This is a genomic window from Micromonospora sp. NPDC020750 (assembly GCF_044334565.1).
Taxonomy (GTDB): Bacteria; Actinomycetota; Actinomycetes; order Mycobacteriales; family Micromonosporaceae; genus Micromonospora.
The window spans coordinates 282,889-307,904 of the sequence record NZ_JBIRTH010000006.1; the positions used below are offsets into that span (position 1 = coordinate 282,889).

The following is a 25,016-nucleotide window of genomic DNA, read 5'->3' on the forward strand; positions in this document are numbered from 1 at the left end:
GGGCCAGACCGCGACCACGCCGACGCTCCTCACTGGTCACCGCCGAACCGCAGTTGCGCCGCCGCCAGCCGCTGGCGGATTCCCGTGGCGATCACCGTGCTGAACGCGAGCGCCGCCAGCAGCAGGCCGAGGGCGGTACCGACGACCGGCAGCCAGGGCAGCGCGAAGGCCGCCTCCGGCACCGGTCGGTCCGCCGCCCGGGTGAGCACCACGAGCGGGGCCATGGTGGCGCCCACCCCGGCGCCGACCAGCAGCCCGACGCCGACGCCGATCCCGGCCAGGAAGGCCTGTTCGGCGAGCAGGGCGCGGGCCAGCAGCCGTGGCGTGGCACCCAGCGTGTGCAGGACGGTCAGCTCCCCGATCCGTCGGCGAGCGGTGGCCCAGACGTCCACGCCCAGCCCGACCAGGGCGAGCAGGAGGGAGCCCAGCGCCGCCGCGAGCAGGCCGGTGCGGGTGCCGAGCCAGTACGGGTCACGGTCGGCCTCCGCCGCCGTCGCCCGCCGGTCCAGCACGGTGACCCCGGGCAGGTCGGCGACCGCCCGCACCGTTTCCGGGTACCCGCCGGGGTCGGTGCGCACCCACCACTCCGAGACCGGCCGGACCGTCCCCTTGGCGCGGATCAGCCAGTCGACGGCGGCGGGCAGGTCCAGCAGCATGCCGGCGGCCGATCCGGTGGCCGGCACCGCCTCGACCTCGCCCACCACCTGGACCGACAGGGTGGCCCCGGAGAGGCTGACCTGCATCGTGTCGCCCTGGCCGATGCTCAGCGCCCGGGCCACCTGCGGGGTGATCAACGCCGGCACCGGTGGGTTGTCCCCGACCGGCACGACGGCGAAGCGGCTGGACGGCTGCGACGCGAACCGGCCGCCCTCGACGATCGCGACCCACCGGCCGGTGCGCAGCCCGCCGTCGTCGTCGAGCCGGACCGGCTCCGCCTGCTTCGGCTCGTCCACCCGGGTCACCCAGTCGCCGGTGAGCCGCACCGGGCTCGTCGTCCCGGCGGCATCCACCGCGCGCAGCCCGGTCACCTCCAGCCCGTAGTTGGAGGCCAGCGCCGGACCGCCGGTGGCCTCGAAGCCGGCCAGCCGGTAGGCCCGGCCACCGGTGTCGGGCAGGTCCACCGCCGCCGGGACCGGCCGACCGTCGCTGCCCCCGGTGGCCAGCGGTAGCCGCCAGGAACCGCCGTCGGCGGTGGTGAGCAGCACGGACACCGCGACCGGGTGCGGGCGCGTGGCCCCGGTGACCGGGGTACGGACGGTGCCGGTGAGCCGTCGGGTGTCGGCGGGCAGCTCGACGCCGGCGGGCGCGACCCGGCCGCGTACCTGACGGTCGAACAGGGCCCGGGCCGGCTCGTCGAGGATCCGGTCGTTGAGCCGGACCACACCCGGAGCCGCCGCCGCGTCGATGCTCAGCACGCTGACCGGCAGGTCCTCGCGTCCCACCCGGATGTCGTCGCGCCAGGCGGGCAGCGCCCGGTCGACACCGGGTGCTCCGGCCAGCCGGCCCGCCCGGTCGGCCGGCGCGGCCCCGGAGCGCTCGACCAGCCGCAGGTCGGCGCCGACGCTGTGGTCGGCCTGGTCGACGTGCGACCGTTCCCCGGTGGTGACCAGCGACCAGGCCAGGGTGCTGCCGCCCACGGCGAGCGCGAGCAGCAGCACCGGGCCGGCGTGCGGGCGCCGGCCGGCCTGCCACATGCCCAGCATCGTGGCGGTCCAGGGCCGGGCGTCCACGAACCGCTCGGCGAACCGGGTGGCCGGCGGCAGCAGGCGCAGCGCGAGCACGGCGCCGGCCAGAACGCCCAGCGTCGGCGCCGCCACCAGCAGCGGGTCGATGCCGAGCTGGCCGCCCGCACCGGCCAGCGGTGAGGAGTACTGCCGCAGCTGGACCCAGGCGAGCACGGCCAGGCCGACCAGGGCCAGGTCGGCGCCGGCCCGCTGGGCCGTGGCGGCCCGGCTCGGCCGGGACCGGGCCGCCAGGTCGGCGACGTACGTGCCGGCCCGGCGCATCGCCGGCAGCACCATGGCCACCAGGCAGCCGGCGGCAGTGGCGGCGGCGACCGCCCAGGTGAGCGTGCTTCCCGCGGCCGACGGGTCGGACCACGTCTGGTCCTGGCCGACGTGGCGCAGGGCCTCGGCGGCGAGCGGCGGCCCGAGCAGCGCGGCCGGGAGGACCACCAGGGCCGCCTCCCTGGCGGCCAGGCCGGCGATCTGTCGCCGGGCCGCGCCCCGGGCGCGCAGCAGCGCCGTCTGCGCGCGGCGATCCTCGTTGAGCAGGGCGGCCACCAGCACCAGCGCGTAGCCGCCGAGAACCAGGATGAGCAGCAGCGGGGTGAGCAGCGAGGAACGGCCCACCAGGTCGGCGCGCCCGAGCCGGTCGATCAGCCGGTCCATCGTGGTGACGCTCCGGGCGGACGAGCCGAGCCCGGTCGCCTCGGGCAGCTCCGCGACCTCGGTGGCGACGGCCCGCTTCACGGCCCCCAGCCGGCTCGGCTCGACGGCGGCCAGATCGGGTTCGACCAGCCAGGACGCCGACGTGGTGGCGGGGAAGGTCCGGTCGAAGTCGGCCGGATCGAGCAGGAACGGCCCGTACGACGTGGCGGAGCCGGCTGCGACGGCGCCCGGCGCGAGCCGCCAGTACGACCCGTCCGGGTCCCGGGGCCGGAAGAGCCCGACCACCTCCACCTGGCTGGTCCGTTCGCTGGCCCGGTCCCGCAGCGGCACCCGCTCGCCGACGGTCAGGCCGAGCAGGCCGGCGACCCGTTCCGGCAGCAGCGCCTGCATCGGCTCGGCCCCACGTTCGGGCTGCCGCCCGGCGACCAGGTCGGCGTGGCCGTTCAGGTCCTCCAGGGTGGTCAGCTCGGCGAAGACCGGATCGGTGCCCGTGCGGGCCGCCCCGAGGTCACCGGTCAGCTCGCGTCCGGTGCCGTAGCGGGCCCCACGCACCGCCACGGACGCCCCGCCGAGCCCGTCGGCGAAACGGGCCCGGACCGCCCTGTCCCGGTCGGCGTAGGCGGCCCGGTCCGCGCCACCGGAGCCACTGACCAGCAGGCTGCGCTCCTGCGCGGGAGACGCGGCGAACACCGCCCGCTGCCCCGCGTCGACGGCCCGCCGGTTGTAATCGGCCAACCCGGTGACGAGGGCGATCGCCACCAGGGCCGCCACCACCGCGGCGAGCAGCAGCCCCCGGGCCGCCCGGGCCCGCCTCCACACCATCGCCATCGCGCCGCCTTCCTGGGCCCAGCGGGCCGACGATCACAATGACTCGCTGCGGGTCCGGAAAGGTTCGCGCCCGTTATCCGACCGTTATCGCGGCCGCGCGGATCGTCGGCCCGCCCTGCCCCGTCCGTGGCTGCCGGTCGGGACGTCGACATGCTTGGATGGCGGCCATGGACATCATCCTCACCGTGCTGACCATCGTTGTCGTGCTGCTGTTGGTCGCCCAGCTCGCCGGGCCGCAGCAGGACCGGAACACGCCACGACGGCTGGCCGAGATCGAGCGGCGCCTGCAACTGGTGATGAACCACCTCGGGGTGGTGGACGAGCGTCCGATGCCGCCCGGGGTCCGCGAGCACCTGGCCCGGGGCGAGAAGGTCAAGGCGGTCAGGGCGTACCGGGCTGCGACGGGCGTGGACCTACGGACGGCCACGGAGGCCGTGGCGGCGATGATGGGCCCGCGCCGCTGAACCGGAGACGGGCGGGCGACGCGAGCGGGGAGCGACGCGAGCGCCCTGGCTGGTCAGCGCGGGCGGTCGCGGTCCTTCGAGGGCTGGACCCGCTTCGGCTCGCCCGGCATCTTGGGGTGGTCCGGCGGGTACGGCATGTCACCCTGGCCCGCGGCGGCGTCCCGGTCGGCCCACTCCAGCAACGGGCTGATGTCCCACGGGGCGTCGTCGATGCCCGCGTGCGGGTCGCCCCGCTCGGCCAGTCGGGCCGGGACGCTGCCCAGGTGGAACTCGTCCGGGTCCACGTCGGGCAGCTCGTCCCAGGTGACCGGGGTGGACACGGTGGCCCGGGCGGTGGCCCGCAGCGAGTACGCGCAGGCGATCGTGCGGTCCCGGGCCATCTGGTTGTAGTCGACGAAGACCCGCTCGCCCCGCTGCTCCTTCCACCAGGCGGTGGTGACCAGATCGGGGCGGCGGCGCTCCAACTCCCGGGCCAACGCGATGGTGGCCCGCCGCACCTCGGTGAACGTCCAACGGGGCGCGATCCGCAGGTAGACGTGCACGCCCCGGCCGCCGGAGGTCTTCGGCCAGCCGGTCGCGCCCAGCTCGTCCAGCAGGGCTCGCACCTCGGCGGCGGCCGCCGCCGCGTCGACGAAGTCGGTGCCCGGCTGCGGGTCGAGGTCGATCCGCAGCTCGTCGGGGTGGTCGACATGGCCGGCGCGCACCGGCCACGGGTGGAACACGACGGTGCCCATCTGCGCGGCCCAGGCCACGTGGGCGAGGTCGGCCGGGCAGAGCTCGTCGGCCGTCCGACCGCTGGGGAAGCTGATCCGGGCGGTGCGCACCCACGGCGGCACGCCCCGGCTGGGCACCCGCTTCTGGAAGAACATCTCACCGGCGATGCCGTCGGGGAAGCGTTGCAGCGTGGTCGGTCGGTCCCGCAGGGCGCGCAGAATGCTCTCGCCCACGGCGACGTAGTAGCCGAAGACATGCGCCTTGGTGAAGCCCCGCTCCGGGAAGATCACCCGGTCCGGGCTGGTCAGCCGAACGATGTGACCGGCCACCTCGATCTCCGTGGCCGTTGCCTTCGTGGTGCCACCCATCCCGAGACCATATGCCACGGCACCGACACCCGACGTACCGTTGTGGGGTGAGTCTTGACGAGAACGAACTGCCCCGGACCGAGGACGAGTGGCGAGTCCGGCTGAGCCCGGAGGAGTTCCGGGTGCTCCGCGAGGCCGGCACCGAGCCCGCGTGGACCGGCGAGTACGTGGACACGAAGACGCCCGGCGTCTACCACTGCCGCGCCTGCGGGGCACAGCTGTACCCCAGTGACACGAAGTTCGACTCGCACTGCGGCTGGCCGAGCTTCGACGACGCGCTCCCGGGCGCGGTGCGGGAGATCGAGGACAACAGCCACGGCATGCGGCGTACGGAGATTCGCTGCGCGCGCTGCGACAGTCACCTCGGCCACGTCTTCCGGGGCGAGGGGTTCACCCCGAAGGACACCCGGCACTGCGTGAACTCGGTCTCCGTCCGGCTGGAGCCGCAGGGCTGAGACGCGGACGCCCACCGTCCGGTCGGGACGGGTCAGCGCAGCGCGCCTGATCACGTCGTCCTCCGAGGTTCGAGGCTTCCACCAGGCACAACGCCCGACACGCCGGCCCGACACGCCGCCGGAACGGCCGGCTTCGGCCGTTCCGGCCGCCCGGATCGGGCCGCTGCCGCACGCTGGGGGCCACATGTTCTCTTCTCGGGGGGTTCGGCCATGGCGACGTGCGAGGTCTGCGGCAACGACTACTGGATGGCGTTCGAGGTACGCACGGTCAGCGGCGACGTGCACACCTTCGACTGCTTCGAATGCGCGGCGCACCGGCTGGCGCCGATCTGCGAGCACTGCCAGGTCAAGATCGTCGGCCACGGGGTTGAGGTCTCGGGCCGCTTCTTCTGTTGCGCCCACTGCGCCCGGCAGGAGGAGGGCGACCGGGGCGCGGAGATCCGCGACGCCGTCGGCGCCCGCCCCCGCTGACCGGTGACAGAGACCGCCCGCGCTCACTCAACGGGGACAGGAACCGTCCGCGCCCGCCGACACCGGAGGCCACCCGGCCGCCGGAAGGGGCCACCGCGTCCCGGCCGGCGCGGGCACCTACCATCGCCGGATGCCACCGCAGACCGTCGAGGCCCGACTCGCCTCCTTCGCCGAGCTGGACGCCCGCACCTTCCACGACCTGCTCCGACTCCGCATCGACGTGTTCGTGGTGGAGCAGGCGTGCCCGTACCCGGAACTGGACGGCCGCGACGTCGAGCCGGGCACCCGGCATCTCTGGCTGGCCCGCGACGGCGCCGTCCTGGCGTACCTGCGCATTCTGGCCGACCCCGACGGCGTTGCGCGGATCGGCCGCGTGGTGGTGGCGCCGGACGCCCGGCGCGGCGGGTACGCCGGCCGACTGATGGCCGAGGCCCTGGCCGTGGTGGGCGACCGGTCGTGCGTGCTGGAGGCGCAGTCCCACCTGACCGGCTTCTACGCCCGGCACGGCTTCGCCGCCAGCGGGCCCGAGTACGTCGAGGACGGCATCCCGCACACCCCGATGCGCCGGGGAAGCGCCATCCATTGACATAGGTGAATTGATGTGGAAATCTGCGCAGGCAGGAGCCGCCACGGGATCAGCACGAGCCGGCACGGGAGGGGCAACTCCCGCCGTCCGGGCGTCGTCGCAGTCCGACCTCTCACCCGGAGGCTCCCATGTCCACCCCCGTCCGTAGGCGTTCCACGCCGCGCCTGGCAGCCTGGCTGCTCGCCGCCGGCGCGGTCGTCGCGCTGCTGCTCACCACCGCCCTGGCGAACTCCGCGTCCGCCCACGGCTCGGTCGTCGACCCCGCGTCCCGCAACTACGGCTGCTGGCAGCGCTGGGGCAGCGACTTCCAGAACCCGAACATGGCCACCCTGGACCCGATGTGCTGGCAGGCCTGGCAGGCCGACCCGAACGCCATGTGGAACTGGAACGGCCTGTTCCGCGAGGGCGTCGCCGGCAACCACCAGGCCGCCATCCCGGACGGCCAACTGTGCAGCGCGGGCCGCAGTTCCAGCGGCCGGTACAACGCGCTCGACACCGTCGGCGCGTGGAAGACCGCGCCGGTGACGAACAACTTCCGCATCAAGTTCTACGACCAGGCCAGCCACGGCGCCGACTACATCCGGGTGTACGTGACGAAGCAGGGCTTCAACGCGCTCACCAAGCCACTGGCCTGGGGCGACCTGGAACTGGCCGGCCAGATCGGCAACACCCCGGCGTCGCAGTGGACGCCGGAGGCGCAGGGCGTGTCGATCCAGGTGCCGGCGAACGCGCCGGGTCGCACCGGCCGGCACATCGTCTACACCATCTGGCAGGCCAGCCACCTGGACCAGTCGTACTACCTGTGCAGCGACGTGGACTTCGGCGGCGGCGGCCCGACCACCCCGCCGACCACCACCCCGCCCACCACGACGCCGCCGACGACCCCGCCGACGACGACCCCGCCCACCACGCCCCCGGCGACGGGTCGCTGCACCGCGACCTACCGGGTCACCAATTCCTGGACCGGCGGGTTCCAGGGCGAGGTCGAGGTGACCGCCGGCGCGTCGGCGATCAAGAGCTGGACGGTGACCTGGACGTACGCCAACGGCCAGCAGGTCAGCTCATCGTGGAACGCCACCGTGACCAGCAGCGGGTCCACGGTGACCGCCCGCAACGTCGCGTACAACGGGGCGCTGGCCGCCGGGGCGAAGACCGCCTTCGGCTTCATCGGCTCCTCGACCGGCACCAACACCACGCCGACGCCCACCTGCACGGCAACCGTCTGACCCCCACCGCCAGCCCGGCCCCACCGAACCCGAGCATGTCCCGTTTTCGTGGATCCGGGACACCTTCAGCGACGCCTGGCCGCCACCGCCAAGCAGCTCACGGTCGACGCCGCTCCCCGTCCTGCCCGGGACAAGATCGCGCCTAAAACACGGAATTAGTGGCCTCCCTCGGCCGGGAGGCCACTAATTCCGTGTTTTTGCGCCGACCGCGGCGGGGCGCGACGGGCGGGGCGGCACGGCGGGGGCGGCGTCAGGCGGCGTGATGAGGGGCCCTCTACTCAGAGCGGGCAGCGGGCCGAAGGTTCTTCGCTCAGACCAGGCAGGAGACGATGTCGGCGATCGGGCGGCGGCGGCCGGTGTAGAAGGGGATCTCCTCCCGGACGTGCCGGCGGGCCCGGGACCCCCGCAGGTCGCGCATCAGGTCGACGATCCGGTGCAGCTCGTCGGCCTCGAAGGCGAGCATCCACTCGTAGTCGCCGAGGGCGAACGAGGCGACCGTGTTGGCCCGCACGTCCGGGTAGCCCCGGGCCATCTTGCCGTGCTCGGCCAGCAGCTCGCGCCGCTCGGCGTCCGGCAGCAGATACCACTCGTACGAGCGGACGAACGGGTAGACGCACGTGTACGCCCGGGCCTCCTCGCCGGCCAGGAACGCCGGGATGTGGCTCTTGTTGAACTCCGCCGGCCGGTGCAGCGCCATCTGCGACCACACCGGGGTCATCGCCCGGCCGAGCGTGGTCCGGCGGAACCGCAGGTACGCGTCCTGGAGCGCGTCGCTGGACGACGAGTGCCACCAGATCATCAGGTCGGCGTCGGCGCGCAGCCCGGCCACGTCGTACGTGCCGCGGACCGTCACGTCCTTGCCGGCCAACTCCTCGAAGAGGGCCTCGACCTCGCCGGTGACGTTCTCGCGCAGTGAGGGCAGCGGGCTGGTGGCCCGGTACACCGACCACATCGTGTAGCGGATGCTGTCGTTCAGCTCCCGCAGCCGGGTCGCGTTGGTCTGCTCGGTCATGCTGCCGATCCTCCCAGTGCTGTGATGATCTCTTCGGCCGCCGTCGCGCCGGAGCGGACGCAGACCGGGATGCCGACGCCGTCGTAGCCGGCGCCGGCCAGGGCCAGCGTCGGGTGCGCGCCGCGCAGCGCCGCCCGGGCGGCGGCCACCCGGTCGAGGTGCCCCGGGGTGTACTGCGGCAGCGCCCCGCCCCACCGCTGCACGTGGCTGGCCACCGGTGCGGGCAGCGGCGCGGCCAGCACCGTCGACAGCTCCCGGTGCACCGTGTCCACCAGGTCGGCGTCGGTGACCTGGAGGGACGCCTCCTCGCCGTACCGGCCGACCGAGGCGCGCACCAGGGCCAGCCCGGCCGGCCGGGCCAGATGCCCCCACTTGGTGGTGAAGAACGTCGACGCCTTGATCAACAGCCCCTCGGTGGCCGGCACCAGGAACCCGGACAGCGCCGGCAGCGCCGGCTCGGGCAGGGCCAGGGTGACCAGCGCGACGCTGGCGTAGTCCAGCGCGCCGACGGTCGCGGCGGCCTCCGGCGCGATCCCGGCCAGCAGCCGGGCGGCGGGGCGGGCCGGCACGGCCAGCACCACGGCATCCACCTCCACCAACTCCGGGTCGCGGGTCGGGCCGACGGTCAGCCGCCAGCCGGTCGCCGTCGGGGTCAGCTCGCGTACCGCCGCGTCCCGGCGGATCGTCGCTCCGCCGGCCGTGGCGGCGGCCTCGACCAGCCGGCTCAGCCCGCCGGCCAGGGTGCCGAAGACCGGGGCGCCGGGGGCGCGCGGCGCGGCGGCCTGCGCGGCCCGGACCGCGCCGACCAGGGTGTGCTCCGTGCGGGCCGCGCGGGCCAGCGCAGGCATCGTGGTGACCAGGGACAGGTCGTCGGCCCGGCCGGCGTAGACGCCGCCGAGCATCGGGTCCACCAGCCGGTCCACCACCTGGTCGCCGAGCCGGGAGCGGACCAGCGCCCCGACGGAGACGTCCGCGCCGGGGGCCAGCAGCGGGCGGCCGGTGTCGCGGTCGGCATCCGCGGCCGGCTGTGCGACCGTCGCCACCTTCGCCAGATCCCCGGGTACGCCCACCAGCGTCCCGCCCGGGATCGGGCGCAGCCCGCCGCCGACCGCGAGGGCTGCCTGCCCGACGGTGGGGTGCACGATCTCGTCGGCCAGCCCGAGCCGGCGGGCCAGGGCGACGGCGGCGGACTCCCCGCCGGCCGGGTCGCGCATCAGGAACGACTCGGCGCCGAACTCGACCGGCTGCCCGGCCAGCTCGCCGGTGCGGAGCTTGCCGCCGAGCACGCCGGACTGCTCGTACACGGTGATCTCGGTGCCCGCGGGCGCGCGATCCCGCAGCCGCACGGCGGCGGCCAGCCCGGTGATCCCGCCCCCGACGATCGCCACCCGCCACGGTTGCCGCACGGTCACTCCCTCACTCCGCCGGACGCGCGGACACCTCGTGCACCAGCGCGACCACCCTGGTCAACACGTCCGGATCGGTCTCCGGCAGCACGCCGTGACCGAGGTTGAACACGTGGCCGGGGGTGGCCCGGCCCTCGGCGAGGATCCGCCGCACCTCGGCCTCGACCACCGGCCACGGGGCGAGCAGCACCGCCGGGTCCAGGTTGCCCTGCACGGCCCGGTCGACGCCGATCCGGCGGGTCGCCACGTCCAGCGGGGTCCGCCAGTCCACCCCGACCACGTCGGCCCCCGCCTCGGCCATCGCGCCGAGCAGCTCGGCGGTGCCCACCCCGAAGTGGATCCGGGGCACCCCGGCGTCGGCCAGCCCGGACAGCACCTTCGTCGAGTGCGGCAGCACGTACCGCCGGTAGTCGGCCTCGGACAGCGCGCCGGCCCACGAGTCGAACAGCTGCACCGCGGACACCCCGGCGTCGACCTGCACCCGCAGGAACGCGCATGTCACGTCGGCCAGCCGGGCGCAGAGCGCGTGCCACAGCTCCGGCTCGCCGTACATGAGGGCCTTGGTCTTCGCGTGGTTGCGCGACGGGCCGCCCTCGACCAGGTAGCTGGCCAGGGTGAACGGGGCGCCGGCGAAGCCGATCAGCGGGGTGTCGCCCAGCTCGGCGACGAGCAACCGGACCGCGGAGTCCACGTAGGAGACGTCGTCGCGGGTGATCGGCCGGATCCGCTCGATGTCGGCGGCCGTGCGCACCGGCTCGGCCACCACCGGCCCGGTGCCCGGGACGATGTCCAGGTCCACCCCGGCGGCGGCGACCGGGACCACGATGTCGCTGAACAGGATCGCCGCGTCGACCCGGTGTCGGCGCACCGGCTGGAGGGTGATCTCGGCGACCAGATCAGGGCGGCGACAGGACTCCAGCATCCCCACGTTCTTGCGGATCTCGCGGTACTCCGGCAGCGACCGGCCGGCCTGGCGCATGAACCAGACCGGGGTACGCGGGCCGCCCTCACGCCGGCAGGCCCGGACGAACGGGGAGTCGGCCGGCCCGCCGCGGCGGGGTTCTCCGTCTCGGGCGGCAGCGCCCGTGGTGTCGGTGGTCATCGCGGCAATCGTGCCACGCCCCCGATGCCCATCCCCCACCCCCGCCACCTTTTGTGACCCACCCCCGTCGGCGGGACGGGCTGTCGGCGTGCCGTTTCCGCCAGCCGGGCAGCAGGCGGCATAGGCTGCCCGCATGGCCCCCCCGATCGCGCTTCCGGAGACCTTCGCCCGCGCGGTCGCCGGGCTGCGGTCGGCCGCGCCCCGGTCGGAGATCGTCCTGGAGGAGGTCGGCGCACCGCAGCGGCTCGCGCCGTACGCGTTCGCGCTCTCCGCGACGGTGCTGCGCGACGACGACGAGGTCGCCACCGGACGGTTGATCCTGCTGCACGATCCGGCCGGGCACGAGGCCTGGCAGGGCACCCTGCGGCTGGTCACCTACGTCACGGCGGAGCTGGAGGCCGACCTGGCCACCGACCCGTTGCTGCCCGGGGTGGGCTGGACCTGGCTGACCGACGCGCTGGACGCCCAGGACGCCCCGCACCGGGCGATCGGGGGCACGATCACCCAGACGATGTCGACCCGGTTCGGTGACCTGGCCGGGCCTCCGACCGTCGCCGACATCGAGATCCGGGCCTCCTGGACGCCGCTCGGCGAGGACCTGACCCCGCACCTGCTGGCCTGGTGCGCGCTGCTCGCCTCGACGGCGGGCCTGCCGCCGCCCGGGGTGACCGCCCTCCCGGAGCGCCGCCCGGCCGGCGCCGCCTGACCCACCGGACCCGGCACGGCGAGTCCGCCGGGCGGCGGGGACGGGACCGGAAATGACGCGGGCCGCCCCCACCGGACCGGGGTCCGGTGGGCGCGGCCCGGGCGGGCGCACCCGTCAGAGGTAGTCCTCGGCCTCGTCGCAGACCTTGTTCATCCCCTGGGTGGCCTTGTCGTACGCGGCCTTGTTGTTCGCAGCCGCCGCGGTCAGCGCGGTGGTGAGCTTGTCCAGGCAGGTGGCGATGACCTTCTTCTGCCGGGCCTGCTCGTCACGGTCGTTGCGGGTGCCGGTGAGGTCCTGCTCCGTGTTCGAGAGCTTGTCCCGCACGCCCTGCAGGTCCTTCTTGAGCTTGTCGATCTCGGTCTTGTTCGCCGTGATCGTCCCGTCCCGCTCGCTGACCTGGGCGGTCAGCCGCTGCTCCGTGCGGTCCAGCTCGTTGCCTTTGGTCACGTAGAGGCCGGTCATCACGCCGCCGAGGACGAAGAGCAGCCCGGCCACCAGGGCCAGCACCAGCACGCTGCGCCGGCCCTTGCCCGGGGAGGGCGCCGCCGGGCCGTACGGCGGCACGCCGGGCGGGCCGGACATCGGGTGGCCGAAGCCCGGACCGGAGGCCGGGGGCACCGACATCGGCTGGGCGTATCCCGGGGCGGAGACCGGCGGGGTGGAGACCTGCTGCCCGAACGGCGGGGCGGACTGCGGCGGCTGCTGACCGTAGGCCGGCGCGGGCGGGGCCGACTGCGGCGGCTGCTGACCGTAGGCCGGCGCGGGCGGGGCCGACTGCGGCGGCTGCTGACCGTAGGCCGGCGCGGGCGGGGCGGACTGCGGGGCCCCGTACTGGCCCGGCTGCGGGACGCCGTACTGGCCCGGCTGCTGCGGCTGCTCCGCCGGGGGCTGCGGGCTGCCGTACTGGCCGAACTGCTGCGTCGGCTCCGCCGGGGGCTGCGGGCTGCCGTACTGGCCGGGGGCGAACTGCCGGGTCGACTCGGCCGGCTGGCCGGTCGGGCCGTACTGCTGGGGCACGGGCTGGCCGGGGCCGGCCGGCGGCGGGTAGGGCGGCTGGCCCCCGGGCCCGCTCGGTGGCTGGGACATATCTCATCCTCCAGGTGACTGGCCCGCGGCCGGACGACGGCGACGGACCGGGCTGGTACGAGGCAACGACGGCCGGTTCAGCAGATCCGGAAGCCGTCGCAGGCGACCTTGATGGGTACGGCGAGGCCGATGCCCTCGGCGTCGCGGGCCTTGGCGGTGGCGATCCCGACGACCTGCTTCTGGCCGTTGATCACGGGACCACCCGAGTTGCCGGGGTTGATCGGGGCATCGAACTGGATGACCGGACCCGAGCCCTGCTGGGCCTCGCGGAAGGCGCTGACCACGCCGGTGGTGACGCTGTCCTGGAGACCGAGCGGGGCGCCGACCACGACGATCTGCTGGCCGGACTTGACCGCCGCGGACGCCGTGACCAGGCCGGTGAACTTGCTCGTGGTGCGTAGTTGGGCGACGTCGTTGGCTTCGTCGACCTTGACGATCGTGGCCGGGTAGCGCTGATCGGTGCGTTCCAGGAAGACCTCCCGGCCACCGCTCTCCCAGACCGACTCCACCACGTGGAAGTTGGTGAACAGGTTCGTCCCGCCGCCGCTGGCCGGCTTGCCGACCGCGAACGCGGTGCCGGTGAACTGCCCGGCCCGGACCCGGAACACGCTGGGCAGCACGGCGCTGGCCACCGCCTCGGGGTTGAACTGGGCCCCGGCCTGCCTCTCCAGGGTCTGGGTCCGCTGGTCGAGGTCGTCGAGTCGGGTGCCGTCGCCCTGCTGCGCGGCGGCCTGCCGCTGGTCGGTCCCGGAGAGCCGGTCGGAGAGCCGGTGGATCTGGTACGCCTGCACGCCCGCCACCAGGGCCAGCACCACGGCCAACCCGAGCGCGACCAGGGTGAGCGCACGGCCCTTGGCGGGCCGGGCGGGCGGGGTCGGGGCGGGCCAGCCGGGGGCCGCCGCGCCCTGCGGCGGATACGCCGGGCCGGGGGCCGAAGGCGGCGCAACCGGGCCGGCGGGCGGGGCCGGCTGCTGCCCGTGCACCGGTGGGTACTGCCCGGGAGCCGGCGCCGGCCCACCCCACTGGCCGGCGTTCGGCGGCGGAGCCCAAGCGGCCTGCCCGGGGACGGGGGACTGACCGGGGACAGGGGCCTGACCGGGGACAGGGGCCTGACCGGGGACAGGGGCCTGACCGGGGACAGGGGCCTGACCGGGGATTGCGGGCGGCGGGTAGGGGGCGGCGGTGCCCCGGGGCGGGACGATCCGTGGCGGCAGCGGGCCGGGCCGGGCCGGGCCGTCCCATGCCTCGGCGGTACGGGCCGGGTCCGACCAACCGCCTCCGGAACCGTCGTCGGGTCCCTGCCCCGCGCCTGTCGGACCGTACCCAGCCGTCGTCATCGCCACGACCTCCCCGTAGACGCCCCCCGTTGCCCCCGCCGACGCGGGTTCGTCACCGGTCGGCGGCCCGAAGGACCGTACCTGCGCTGTCGCGCTTTGTCTCCCCCGGTGTCCGACCCTGCCATGTCGGGTCAAGCGCCGGCACCGACACACGCCCTACCCGGCTGCGCGCGCCGGATCCCCCGGCGCACTAGGGTTGTCAGGTGACCGACGAACCACCCCTGCGCCGTCGGGCCGCCGAAAGCCGTACCGGAGACGCGCCGCGCCACCCGCCGTCGGCCGCGCCGGAACCGGTGGACGCGGGGCCCGAACCGACCGGCAGCGAGCCCGTGCCGCTGACCGCCCCCCGCGACGGCACCCCCCTGCCGGTGGCCACCGAGGCCGAGCTCGCCGAGGTGGTGGCCCGGTTCGCGGCCGGCACCGGCCCGGTGGCCCTGGACGCCGAGCGCGCCTCGGGGTATCGCTACAGCCAGCGCGCCTATCTCGTCCAGCTACGGCGGGCCGGTGCGGGCACAGCGTTGATCGACCCACTGCCGCTGCCCGACCTGAGCACCCTGGACGCGGCGATCGCCGACGTCGAGTGGGTGCTGCACGCCGCCAGCCAGGACCTGCCCTGCCTGGCCGAGGTGGGGCTGCGCCCGCAGCGGCTGTTCGACACGGAACTGGCCGCTCGGCTGGCCGGATTCGAGCGGGTCGGCCTGGCCGCGCTGACCGAGCAGCTACTCGGCTTCACCCTGGAGAAGCACCACTCGGCCGCGGACTGGTCGAGCCGGCCGCTACCGGAGTCGTGGCTCACCTACGCCGCCCTGGACGTGGAGATGCTCACCGACCTACGCGACGCCCTCGACGCGGAGCTGGCCCGGCAGGGCAAGTCGGCGTGGGCGGCGGAGGAGTTCGCCGCCCTGGTGCGAAACGGCGCCCGCCCGCCCCGGGTCCGCGCGGAGCCGTGGCGGCGCACCTCGGGCATCCACCGGGTGCGCGGCGCCCGTGCCCAGGCCAGGGTCCGTTCCCTCTGGTACGCCCGGGACCAGATCGCCGCCCGCCGGGACGCCGCGCCTGGCCGGGTGCTGCCGGACTCGGCGATCGTGGCCGCCGCCGAGCTGGACCCTGTGGACGAGAAGACCCTGCTCACCCTGCCCGGGTTCGGCGGCCGGTCGGTGCGCCGGCTGGCCCGCACCTGGCTGGCGGCCCTCGACGACGCCCGGCAGTTGCCGGAGGACGCGCTGCCGGTCACCCCGGCGGTGGAGGGGCCGCCCCCACCGCACCGGTGGGCTGAGCGGGACCCGGTGGCCGCCGGCCGGCTGGCCCGGTGCCGGGAGGTGGTGGTCCGGATCGCCGGCGCGCACACCCTGCCGCCGGAGAACCTGATCACCCCGGACTCCGTCCGCCGCCTCGCCTGGACCCCGCCGGACGAGGTCACCGAGGACACGGTGGCCGAGACGCTGCGCGGCTTCGGTGCCCGCGAATGGCAGATCAACCTCCTGACCAGCGACCTGACCCCAGCCCTGGCCCCACCACCCCCCTGACCCACTTTCCCCCGATGATCAAGAGGTTTGCGTTCAGGGGCGGCCCCTCCACCGACGCAACCCTCTTGATCACGCGGTGGGGGCGGGGTGGGGTGGGACGCCGTGGGGCTGGTGTGGGGTGGGACACAGCGGGGTGGGTGCCGGGTGTGGTTACTGGCGAGTAGCATCCGAGGGACCACGCCCGTGCCGGCGACCTTCATCCGGTCCGCAGTGCCGCCTGTCGGCGCGGAGGCCGGATTTTGGTCGATAAGGAGGCTCAAGTGCCCCGTGAAGTCCGGGATGTCGTCTTCGTCGACGGCGTCCGCACCCCGTTCGGCAAGGCGGGTGGCATGTACGCCAACACCCGCGCCGACGACCTGGTGATCCGCTGCATCCGCGAGCTGCTGCGCCGCAACCCGCAGCTTCCGCCGGAGCGGGTCGAGGAGGTCGCCATCGCCGCCACCACCCAGATCGGCGACCAGGGCCTGACCATCGGCCGCACCGCGGCCCTGCTGGCCGGCCTGCCCAAGACCGTCCCCGGCTTCGCCATCGACCGGATGTGCGCCGGGGCGATGACCGCCGTCACCACCGTGGCCGGCGGCATCGCCATGGGCGCGTACGACATCGCGATCGCCGGCGGCGTCGAGCACATGGGCCGGCACCCGATGGGCGAGGGCGTCGACCCCAACCCGCGGATCGTCGCGGAGAAGCTGGTCGACCCGTCCGCGCTGGTCATGGGCGCCACCGCGGAGAACCTGCACGACCGGGTCCCACAGGTCACCAAGGACCGCGCCGACGCGTTCGCGCTCGCCTCGCAGCAGAAGACGGCGAAGGCGTACGCCAACGACAAGCTCCAGGGCGACCTGGTGCCGATGGCGATCCGCGACGCCGACGGCGGCTGGGGGCTGGCCACCGTCGACGAGGCGCCCCGGGACACCTCGCTGGAGAAGCTCGCCACCCTCAAGACCCCGTTCCGCCCGCACGGCAAGGTCACCGCGGGCAACGCCGCCGGCCTGAACGACGGCGCCACCGCGAGCCTGATCGCCGCCGAGGACACCGCCCGCGAGCTGGGCCTGCCGATCGCCATGCGGCTGGTGTCGTACGGGTTCGTCGGCGTCGAGCCCGAGGTGATGGGCGTCGGCCCGATCCCGTCGACCGAGAAGGCGCTACGCATCGCCGGCCTGAGCATCGACGACATCGGCCTGTTCGAGCTGAACGAGGCGTTCGCCGTGCAGGTGCTCGCCTTCCTCGACCACTTCGGCATCGCCGACGACGACTCCCGGGTCAACCCGTGGGGCGGCGCGATCGCCGTCGGTCACCCGCTCGCCTCCTCGGGCGTGCGGCTGATGACCCAGCTCGCCCGGCAGTTCGCCGAGCATCCCGAGGTCCGCTACGGCCTCACCGCCATGTGCATCGGCATCGGCATGGGCGGCACGGTCATCTGGGAGAACCCGAACTGGGAGGGTGGTAACAAGTGAGCGCGCTCGCCGCACCGAACGAGGTGGTCACCAGGGCGCTGCTGCGCCAGGTGAACGTGCCGGGGCTGGACCGGCCGGCCGCCCTGATCACCCTGGACAACGGCTTCGACCACACCAAGCCGAACAGCTTCGGCCCGGGCGGGCTGACCAGCCTGGACGAGGCGATCACCGCCGCCCTCGCCGCCGACCCGGCGTTCGTCGCGGTCACCGGGAAGCCGTACATCTTCTGCGTCGGGGCGGACCTCACCAGCCTGCCGCAGCTCGCCGACCGGGAGCAGGCCCTGGAGATCGGCCGGCTCGGCCACCGGGTCTTCGCCCGGCTCAGGGACAGCCAGGTCCCGACGTTCGCCTTCGTCAACGGCGCGGCGATGGGCGGCGGCCTGGAGCTGGCCCTGCACTGCCACTACCGGACCCTGTCCGGCGGGGCCTCCGCGCTCGCACTGCCCGAGGTCTCCCTCGGGCTGGTCCCCGGCTGGGGCGGCACCCAGCTCCTGCCGAACCTGATCGGCATCCCGGCCGCGACCCAGGTGATCCTGCAGAACCCGCTGATGCAGAACAAGATGCTCAGGCCGAAGCAGGCCGCCGAGCTGGGCATCGCCGACGTGCTGCTGGAGCCGGCGGACTTCCTGGAGCGGTCCCTGGAGTGGGCCGCCGGCGTGGTCCGCGGCGAGGTCACCGTGACCCGGCCCGAGGTCGACAAGGACATGTGGGCCGGCGTGCTGTACTTCGCCCGACAGACGCTGGACCAGCGGCTGCACGGCGCGGTCCCGGCCGCGTACCGGGCGCTGGACCTGCTGGAGACGGCGAAGGACGCGGACTTCGCGACCGGCACCGCCGCCGAGGACGAGGCCCTCGCCGACCTGGTCTTCTCCGAGGAGCTGCGCAGCGGCCTGTACGCGTTCGACCTGGTGCAGCGGCGGGCCAAGCGGCCGGCCGGCGCGCCGGACAAGGGCCTGGCCCGCCCGGTCACCAAGGTCGGCATCGTCGGCGCCGGCCTGATGGCCAGCCAGCTCGCGCTGCTGTTCGCCCGCCGCCTCCAGGTGCCGGTCGTCATGACCGACCTGGACCAGGCCCGGGTCGACAAGGGCGTGGCCTACGTGCACACCCAGATCGAGAAGGCCGTCAGCAAGGGCCGGATGGACAAGGGCACGGCCGCCAAGCTGTACGGGCTGGTCGGCGGCTCGGTCGACAAGGGAGCATTCGCCGACGCCGACTTCGTCATCGAGGCCGTGTTCGAGGACCTGAACGTCAAGAAGCAGGTCTGGGCCGAGCTGGAGAAGATCGTCTCCCCGGAGGCGGTGCTCGCCACCAACACCTCGTCGCTGTCGATCACCGCGATGGCCGAGGAACTGGAGCACCCGGAGCGGGTGGTCGGCTTCCACTTCTTCAACCCGGTCGCCGTGCTGCCGCTGCTGGAGATCGTCCGGGGCGAGCGCACCGACGACGCCGCCCTGGCCACCGCGTTCGCGGTCGGCAAGCAGCTGAAGAAGTCGTCGGTGCTGGTCTCCGACGCCCCTGCGTTCGTGGTGAACCGGCTGCTCACCCGCTTCCTCGGCACCGTCTTCGCCGCCGTGGACGCGGGCACCCCGCTGGACGTGGCGAACGCCGCGCTGGACCCGCTGGGCCTGCCGATGCGCCCGCTCGCCCTGCTCCAGCTCGTCGGCCCGGCCGTGGCGTACCACGTGGGCGGCACGCTGCACACGGCGTTCCCGGACCGGTTCGCCGTCAGCGAGAACCTGAAGCGGATCGCCGAGGCGGGCCAGCCGATCGTGGTCGACGACCAGATCAACGACGAGGTGGCCAAGCTGCTGGTGGTCGGCGACGCGCCGCTGACCGCCGAGCAGGTGCGGCAGAACGCACTCGACGCGCTGGCGCAGGAGATCCGGCTGATGCTCGACGAGGGCGTCGTCGCGGAGGCGCAGGACATCGACCTGTGCATGATCCTCGGCGCCGGCTGGCCGTTCCACCTGGGCGGCGTCACGCCGTACCTGGACCGGACCGGCACCAGCGAGCGGGTCACCGGCCGGCGGTTCCTGCCGCTCGGGGCGGCCAGCCTGCCCGCCTGACCCGTCCCGCTCCCCCGCGACCGCGGTGGCACGGGCGTCCCACGGGGCGCTCCGGCCACCGCGGTCGTCGTTTCAGCCGGCGGGCGGGGCAGCGGCTGTCGGACCGGCTGGCTACGATCACCGCTCCTGATCGACTATCTGGAGCTGACTCAACATGTCCCACCCGGGCAACCCCTACCCGAACCAGCCGCAGCAGCCGTACGGCGAGCAGCCCGCCCCGCAGCAGGGTGGCTACCCGCCGGCCGGCCAGCCGTACGGCGCACCGGAGGCCGCGCCGCTGCCGCCGGCGCCGAAGAAGTCCAAGACCGGCAAGATCGTGCTGATCGTCCTGGCCGTGGTGCTGGTGCTCTGCTGCGGCGGCGGGGCGATCACCTGGTTCGCCGTCAAGGACGACGTGAGCGACGCGGTCGAGGCCACCAACACCCGGGTGACCGCCCCGGCCACCCTCGCCGGCCGCCCGAAGGCCACCCAGCCCGAACTCCAGGCGGCGGCGCAGGGGATGATCGCCGACATGAAGTCCGCGGTGCAGAACGAGACCAGCACCGCCGGGGCGGTCTACGGCGACCCGGACAAGAAGGATCTGGTGATGATCGCCGCGGCGTCCGGCCTGTTGACCGACCCGAAGAAGGAGCTGGACGAGGCGTTCAGCGGCAACGAGCTGACCATGAGCAACGTCGCGGCGGTGGACCCTGGCCCGCTGGGCGGCGAGGCGCGCTGCGCCGACAGCGAGAGCGAGGGCGTCAAGCTGGGCATCTGCGCCTGGGCCGACAAGGGCAGCGTCGGCATGATCGTGATGTACTTCAAGACCGGCGCCCAGGCGAAGGCCGAGTTCGTCACCATGCGCGGCCAGATCGAGCAGCGCTCCTGAGCCACGCGTGACACGGGCCCCCTCCGCCGTCGCGGCGAAGGGGGCCCGTCCCGTCGGGCGGGTCACGCCGTCCCGGCCCGCCCGCTCCGGGTTCCATACACCCACTCGTTCACGGAAAGAATGGTCATTCCGGCGGGAATAGCCACTCTTTCCGTGAAAGTGCCGTCAGGCCGTCACGGCCCGTTCGGCGGCGCTGCGCAGCACGCAGAACTCGTTGCCCTCCGGGTCGGCGAGCACCACCCAGCCAGTGCCGTCCGGCCGCCGCCGGTCGTCGACCTGGGTGGCGCCGAGGGCGAGCAGCCGCTCGACCTCGGCGTCCCGGGGCCGGTCGGCGGGCTCCAGGCACAGGTGGACCCGGTTCTTCACCGTCTTGTCCTCCGGCACCTGAAGGAAGAGCACGGTCGATCCGTCCGGGGTGAGCACCATCGCCTCCGGGTCACCGGGGAAGTCGTCGGGCTGCCGTCCGGAGCCGAACACCTCCGCCCAGAAGCCGGCCAGCGCGTAGGTGTCGTGGCAGTCGAAGCTGATGTTCCTGATCCGTGCGCTCACGGTGTTCCTCCATGAAGGAGTGGAGCGCCCCGCGTGATCGGCAGAAGGTCAGCGGCGGGTGAGGCGGGGCGCGGGACTGGTCGTGGACATCAACCGCACCTCCCTCCGGCCGTCGGGCTGACGCGGCCGATCTTGCCAGCCTCCACGGGTCCGGGCAACGCCTTTTCGGCGTACCCGGGAAAGGGCCCGGCCCGGCCCCGCGCGGACGCGGGACCGGGCCGGGACGCCCCCGTGGTGCGACGGGGGTCTACGGGCCGACGAAGACGGCCTTGGCGCGCCAGTCGACCCCGTCCACGGCGGGGCCGCTGACGGTGGTGAACGCGCCGGTGGGCACGCCGCCGGCCCACGCGGTCGAGGCGAGCGCGCCGGTCGAGCGGCTGACCTGGTACAGGGTGCCGCCGGCCAGGAGGACCGAGCCGGTGTCGGCGAATCCGGTCACCCCCGCGACGGTGAACTTGTCGGCGCCGACCGCGCCACTGTCCGGGGTGAACCAGCGCCAGTACAGTCCGCCCTGGCCGGCGAGGGTGTAGTAGAGCCGGCCGGCGGTGTAGAACATGCCGGTGACGTTCGCGATCTCGGGGTAGAAGTTGCTGTTCACCCCGACGTAGGTCTGACCTTCCGGCCCGGAGTCGGTCTCCACCGTGTCCCAGTACGCGTCGTGGTACGGGTCGACGAGGCTGGGCGCGCCGAAGGTGGTCCCGTCGAAGGTGCGCCGCTGGAGCGCGCCGTTCATCGCGTAGAACAGGGTGCCGCCCACCCAGAACGCGCCCTTGGCCGTGGACCACGCGGTGTTGTCCGGGTTGGCCACCGGGGTCGCCGCACCGACCGTGGCCGCCCCGTCGTACGCGCGGGCCTGCACCTCGTTGCCCGTGCCGGTGGGCGGCGGGCCGGTCTTGACGATCTCGATGGCGTTGACGAGCGGGTTCTCCACCACATGCCCGAAGTCGATGTCGACGCTGCCGTCGCTGACGATCGTGAACGACCGCATGGTGCCGACGTTGTGCCCGGGCGTGACCGACAGGTCGAGGTTGTCCAGGACGAGGGTGCCGTCGAGAGTCACGTCGAAGACCCGCTTGCCGGGGGTCGAGGTGCTGGCGTACCGGTTCGCGAGGTAGAGACGGACCTCCACCTCGGTGCCGGCCGGGACCGGAAGATCCCACTGCATCTCGGGGGCGGCCACGGCGTCGTACCGCTCGGTGTTGAACAGCCCGGCCGGGGTGCCGGCCGGGACGGTGGCGTCCAGGCTGCCGACGGCGGCGTAGCTCGAGGTGCTGCTGCCGGCGTTGTGGTAGGTGCTCGGGCTGCCGGAGTCGTCGGCGCTCCAGTCCGGACCGCCGGTGGTGGACGCGACGGCGGGGCCGCCGGCGTTCACCCGGTGCAGCACGTGGGTGGGCACCGGAACCCCGGCCTGGTACACGCTGCCGGGCAGGCCGGCGGTGGTGGTCGGGTGCGGGGCGTTGCCGCCGGTCAGCGGGAAGAACGCGATCCGCTCCCGGCGGTGCTGGAAGTTGCCGATCCAGGACTGGTCGGAGCCGAGCCAGATGCCCTGCGGGGTGACCAGCAGCTCGGCCACGCCGTAGCCGCGCGGGTGCCGGCCTGGGTTCCAGGACAGCGGCAGGCCGTTGACCGGGTCGAGGGCGGCGATGCTGGCCCGGCCGATCGCCCCGGCCTGCGCGGAGTCGCCGCCGAGGCTGTTGTTCAGCCAGCGCAGGTGCCCGCCGACGTAGACGGCCTGCTCGCTGATCCCGACGGAGAGGAAGGTGTCGCCGCCGGAGTAGTTGGCCCAGGTGGGCTGCTGGGCGTCGCCGGTCGCGGCGGCCTCCCAGCGGGCGGCGGTGTCGCACAGCGATCCGGCGTGCGCCCCACCGGTGGTGACCACCACGAAGTAGCTGCCGTCGGGGGCGAAGGCCACGTCCCGCATGTACGAGTCGAACGCCACGTACGAGCAGCGCGGGGTGTACCGGCTGGTGTTCCAGTCGGCGACGGTGGCGGCGGTGGCGCCGAGGTCCAGCTTCACGATCTGGTCGTGCAGCACCCCGTCGGCCTTCTTGAAGTTGCCGATCACCACGAGCTGGGTGCCGTCCGGAGAGAGCGCGAGCTTCTCCACGCCGATGCCGGCCTTGGCCCCGCTCACCCCGTCGTAGTTGTGGTTCTCGGTGAGGGTGGTGGTGAGGTAGCCGTCCAGCGCGCCGGTGGTGGCGTTGAGCGAGGCGAGCCCGCCGCGCGGGTTGGCGTTCCCGGCGGTGGTGAAGATGCCGCCGACGAGCAGCCGGTTGCCGGCCAGGGCGACGTCGTCGATCAGGCCGTTGAACGCCGGCCCCGCGAAGCTGGTGACCGTGGCCCCGGTGGCGAGGTCGACCAGGGCCACCTTGCGCCGGGTGACGCCGTTGACCGTGTTGAACTTGCCGGCCAGGTAGACGGTGCCTGCGGTCGGGCCGGCCGCCACCGCGTTCACCTCGTTGTCGACGGTCGGCGCGAACGCGGTGTCGACCGCTCCGGTGGCCTTGTCGAAGGCGAGCACGTAGTCACGGGTTATGTCCACGTTGGAGTTGCGGTTGCGCACCGTGCTGAACGATCCCGCCGCGATGATCTTCGTACCGGCGTCGTGGATGGCGAACACCGTGCCGTCCTGGATGTTCGGCGACGCGGCCGACGGGACGGCGGAGACCACGGTGGGATGGCCGGGCGCGGCGCTCGCCGGGTCGGCGACGGCGAGGCCGGCGACGGTCAGCGCGGCGGCGGCGAGCGCCGCCAGGGTTCGGCGGGCCAGGGCCGAGGGATGGGTCACGGGCAACTCCCGAAGCACGTCGGACGGGGGGGTGGCCGCGGGCACCGGACGGCCTGAGGCGCGGCCGGTCCTGGGCGCACCGCGTGGGACATGGCGCCACCACACCTTGGCCTATCGTCCGGCGGTCGTCCAGCACGGACGGCGCATTGTGCCCGACCGCACGGCGGCTCTGCCCGACCGCGTGACCCCGCCGGCCGAGCGCCCGGCGCGGCCCGGCCACCTGACCTGCCCGGCCCGCCCACCCGGCACCCGCCGTGCCTGGTCAGCCGGGCCGGGCGCACGAAAAGCTGAGCACCGGGTGGGCTCGGCCGACAGGCCGACAGGCCGACAGGCCGCCGGGGCGTGGTGCGGCCCCGGCCGCCCGCCGACGTGCCGCCCGCGCCTGCGGGACGGGGCCGTCACCGGTCGGGCGTGAGCCGCCCACCGCCGTGGGCCGGGCCGGTCAGCACCGGCGTGGCGTCGGCGGCGGGCAGGGTCACCGTGACCTCAAGGCCGCCGCCCGGCTGGGCGACGACCCGCACGGTCCCGCCGTGCGCGTCGCAGACCGCCCGGACGATGGACAGGCCCAGCCCGGAACCCCGGGCCCCGGTGCGTTCCTGCCCGCCCCGGCGGAACGGCTCGAACAGCCCCGGCACGTCGGCCTGGCTGACCTCGAACCCGGTATTGGCGACGACCAGCCAGGACGAGCGACCGTCCGTGCCGGTGCGCACCCGGATCAGGCCGTGCAGGTGGTTGTAGCGGACCGCGTTCTCGATCAGGTTGCCGGCCAGCCGGTCCAGCAGCCCGGGGTCGCCGACGACCGGGGCCGGCTCCAGGGACGTCTGCACCCGCAGCCCGATCCGCTCCATCTCCCGGCGCATGGCCGAGAGCGCGTTGACGGTGCCGGTGGCCAGGTCGCACTCGGTGCGCCGGCCCAGCCGCCGGCCGGCCTGGGCCTCGCTGCGGGCGAGCACCAGCAGCGCGTCGACCAGCCCGTTGGCCCGCTCGGAGGCGTCCCGGACCACGGTGGCCATCCGGCGGTACTCGGCGGCGTCCGCCTCGTCGTCGCTGAGCGTCACGTCGATCTCGGTCCGCATCACCGCCAGCGGGGTGCGCAGCTCGTGCGAGGCGTTGGCCACGAAGCGCCGCTGCGCCTCGAACGCGGCGGCGATCCGGTCCAACATGGCGTCGAACGTCTTGGCCAGCTCGGCCACCTCGTCGTCCGCCCCGGACCAGCCGATCCGCTGGTCGAGGGTTGCCTCGCCGAGCCGCTGGGCGGTCGCGGTGACCTGGTGCAGCGGGCGCAGCGCCCGTCCCGCCACCGCGTACGCGCCGGCCACCCCGACCACGCTGATCGCCAGCAGCGCCACCAGGCCCTTGGCCAGCAGCTCATTCGACGCCGCGTCGATGAGCTGCTGCTGCCACTGCCCGGCGTCGAGCAGCCGACCGTCGGCCAGCAGCACGGTGGTGCCGGGGACCAGCTCGTCGGTGGGGCGCAGCGCGTCGCGGACCAGCAGCCAGGCCAGCAGCACCAGGATCGCCCCGGCACCCACCAGCAGCACCCCGTTGAGCAGGGTGAGCCGCAGCCGCAGGGTGGGCCGCAGCCGGACGGCCGGGCGGCGCAGCGCCGGC

General features: G+C 74.3%; 20 protein-coding genes. 10 read left to right on the top strand and 10 right to left on the bottom strand.

All coding sequences use genetic code 11. From position 1 onward, the window contains the following. Positions 1 to 29 precede the first annotated feature (29 nt). Entirely contained in the window at positions 30 to 3,218 is a 3,189-nt protein-coding gene (locus tag ACH4T9_RS20595; protein WP_396673300.1) for an FtsX-like permease family protein, read from the bottom strand. 167 nt (positions 3,219 to 3,385) lie between these two features. On the opposite strand from ACH4T9_RS20595, the gene ACH4T9_RS20600 reads away from it, so the two are divergent. Beyond that, positions 3,386 to 3,682: a hypothetical protein gene (locus ACH4T9_RS20600; RefSeq protein WP_396673301.1), complete on the top strand. Its 297-nt coding sequence runs from the start codon at positions 3,386 to 3,388 to the stop codon at positions 3,680 to 3,682. Positions 3,683 to 3,735: 53 nt separating this feature from the next. Here ACH4T9_RS20600 and ligD read toward each other — a convergent pair whose 3' ends face one another. Next, complete coding sequence (ligD, locus tag ACH4T9_RS20605) at positions 3,736 to 4,764, bottom strand: non-homologous end-joining DNA ligase (protein WP_396673302.1); 1,029 nt, start codon at positions 4,762 to 4,764, stop codon at positions 3,736 to 3,738. A gap of 47 nt (positions 4,765 to 4,811) precedes the next feature. On the opposite strand from ligD, the gene msrB reads away from it, so the two are divergent. From msrB to ACH4T9_RS20625, 4 genes are all read left to right on the top strand, one after another. Then, positions 4,812 to 5,219: a peptide-methionine (R)-S-oxide reductase MsrB gene (gene msrB / locus ACH4T9_RS20610; protein WP_396673303.1), complete on the top strand. Its 408-nt coding sequence runs from the start codon at positions 4,812 to 4,814 to the stop codon at positions 5,217 to 5,219. A gap of 210 nt (positions 5,220 to 5,429) precedes the next feature. Then, entirely contained in the window at positions 5,430 to 5,690 is a 261-nt protein-coding gene (locus ACH4T9_RS20615) for a Prokaryotic metallothionein (protein WP_161692252.1), read from the top strand. Positions 5,691 to 5,820: 130 nt separating this feature from the next. After that, entirely contained in the window at positions 5,821 to 6,276 is a 456-nt protein-coding gene (locus ACH4T9_RS20620) for a GNAT family N-acetyltransferase (RefSeq protein WP_396673304.1), read from the top strand. 128 nt (positions 6,277 to 6,404) lie between these two features. After that, positions 6,405 to 7,502, top strand: coding sequence for a lytic polysaccharide monooxygenase (locus ACH4T9_RS20625; protein WP_396673305.1), 1,098 nt, complete (start codon positions 6,405 to 6,407; stop codon positions 7,500 to 7,502). 310 nt (positions 7,503 to 7,812) lie between these two features. Here ACH4T9_RS20625 and hemQ read toward each other — a convergent pair whose 3' ends face one another. Genes hemQ through hemE form a run of 3 tightly spaced genes read right to left on the bottom strand, consistent with a single transcriptional unit; the run spans position 7,813 to position 11,022 of the window. Further along, the gene (hemQ, locus tag ACH4T9_RS20630) at positions 7,813 to 8,514 is read right to left on the bottom strand and encodes a hydrogen peroxide-dependent heme synthase (RefSeq protein WP_350885625.1); all 702 of its coding nucleotides are present in this window, start codon (positions 8,512 to 8,514) and stop codon (positions 7,813 to 7,815) included. Beyond that, on the bottom strand, positions 8,511 to 9,920 hold the full coding sequence (gene hemG, locus ACH4T9_RS20635; RefSeq protein ID WP_396673306.1) for a protoporphyrinogen oxidase: 1,410 nt from the start codon (positions 9,918 to 9,920) through the stop codon (positions 8,511 to 8,513). Before hemG ends, hemQ begins: the two co-directional genes overlap by 4 nt. Positions 9,921 to 9,930: 10 nt before the next feature. Beyond that, positions 9,931 to 11,022: a uroporphyrinogen decarboxylase gene (gene hemE / locus ACH4T9_RS20640; protein WP_396673307.1), complete on the bottom strand. Its 1,092-nt coding sequence runs from the start codon at positions 11,020 to 11,022 to the stop codon at positions 9,931 to 9,933. A 133-nt stretch (positions 11,023 to 11,155) separates the two neighbouring features. On the opposite strand from hemE, the gene ACH4T9_RS20645 reads away from it, so the two are divergent. Then, the gene (locus ACH4T9_RS20645; protein WP_396673308.1) at positions 11,156 to 11,728 is read left to right on the top strand and encodes a DUF3000 domain-containing protein; all 573 of its coding nucleotides are present in this window, start codon (positions 11,156 to 11,158) and stop codon (positions 11,726 to 11,728) included. Positions 11,729 to 11,842: 114 nt separating this feature from the next. On the opposite strand, the gene ACH4T9_RS20650 is transcribed toward ACH4T9_RS20645, so the two are convergent. Together ACH4T9_RS20650 and ACH4T9_RS20655 are read right to left on the bottom strand one after the other, a co-directional pair. Beyond that, positions 11,843 to 12,814, bottom strand: a complete 972-nt coding sequence (locus tag ACH4T9_RS20650) for a hypothetical protein (protein WP_396673309.1) — start codon at positions 12,812 to 12,814, stop codon at positions 11,843 to 11,845. Between the two features lie 77 nt (positions 12,815 to 12,891). Further along, a complete protein-coding gene (locus ACH4T9_RS20655; RefSeq protein WP_396673310.1) occupies positions 12,892 to 14,151 on the bottom strand; it encodes a trypsin-like peptidase domain-containing protein in 1,260 nt (419 codons plus the stop codon). 203 nt (positions 14,152 to 14,354) lie between these two features. On the opposite strand from ACH4T9_RS20655, the gene ACH4T9_RS20660 reads away from it, so the two are divergent. The 4 genes from ACH4T9_RS20660 to ACH4T9_RS20675 all read left to right on the top strand — a co-directional run bounded on the left by ACH4T9_RS20660 (position 14,355) and on the right by ACH4T9_RS20675 (position 20,068). Beyond that, positions 14,355 to 15,677, top strand: coding sequence for an HRDC domain-containing protein (locus ACH4T9_RS20660; RefSeq protein ID WP_396673311.1), 1,323 nt, complete (start codon positions 14,355 to 14,357; stop codon positions 15,675 to 15,677). Between the two features lie 260 nt (positions 15,678 to 15,937). Further along, entirely contained in the window at positions 15,938 to 17,134 is a 1,197-nt protein-coding gene (locus tag ACH4T9_RS20665; RefSeq protein WP_396673312.1) for a thiolase family protein, read from the top strand. Further along, entirely contained in the window at positions 17,131 to 19,200 is a 2,070-nt protein-coding gene (locus ACH4T9_RS20670; protein WP_396673313.1) for a 3-hydroxyacyl-CoA dehydrogenase NAD-binding domain-containing protein, read from the top strand. Before ACH4T9_RS20665 ends, ACH4T9_RS20670 begins: the two co-directional genes overlap by 4 nt. 154 nt (positions 19,201 to 19,354) lie before the next feature. Next, positions 19,355 to 20,068 (top strand): hypothetical protein, encoded by a 714-nt coding sequence (locus tag ACH4T9_RS20675; RefSeq protein WP_396673314.1) that lies wholly within the window; start codon positions 19,355 to 19,357, stop codon positions 20,066 to 20,068. A gap of 165 nt (positions 20,069 to 20,233) precedes the next feature. Here the strand turns inward: ACH4T9_RS20675 and ACH4T9_RS20680 are convergent, their stop codons facing one another. The 3 genes from ACH4T9_RS20680 to ACH4T9_RS20690 all read right to left on the bottom strand — a co-directional run bounded on the left by ACH4T9_RS20680 (position 20,234) and on the right by ACH4T9_RS20690 (position 24,988). Beyond that, the gene (locus tag ACH4T9_RS20680; RefSeq protein WP_396673315.1) at positions 20,234 to 20,617 is read right to left on the bottom strand and encodes a VOC family protein; all 384 of its coding nucleotides are present in this window, start codon (positions 20,615 to 20,617) and stop codon (positions 20,234 to 20,236) included. Positions 20,618 to 20,864: 247 nt separating this feature from the next. After that, the gene (locus ACH4T9_RS20685) at positions 20,865 to 23,405 is read right to left on the bottom strand and encodes a malectin domain-containing carbohydrate-binding protein (RefSeq protein ID WP_396673316.1); all 2,541 of its coding nucleotides are present in this window, start codon (positions 23,403 to 23,405) and stop codon (positions 20,865 to 20,867) included. 398 nt (positions 23,406 to 23,803) lie between these two features. Next, the gene (locus ACH4T9_RS20690) at positions 23,804 to 24,988 is read right to left on the bottom strand and encodes a sensor histidine kinase (protein WP_396673436.1); all 1,185 of its coding nucleotides are present in this window, start codon (positions 24,986 to 24,988) and stop codon (positions 23,804 to 23,806) included. Positions 24,989 to 25,016: the final 28 nt, after the last annotated feature.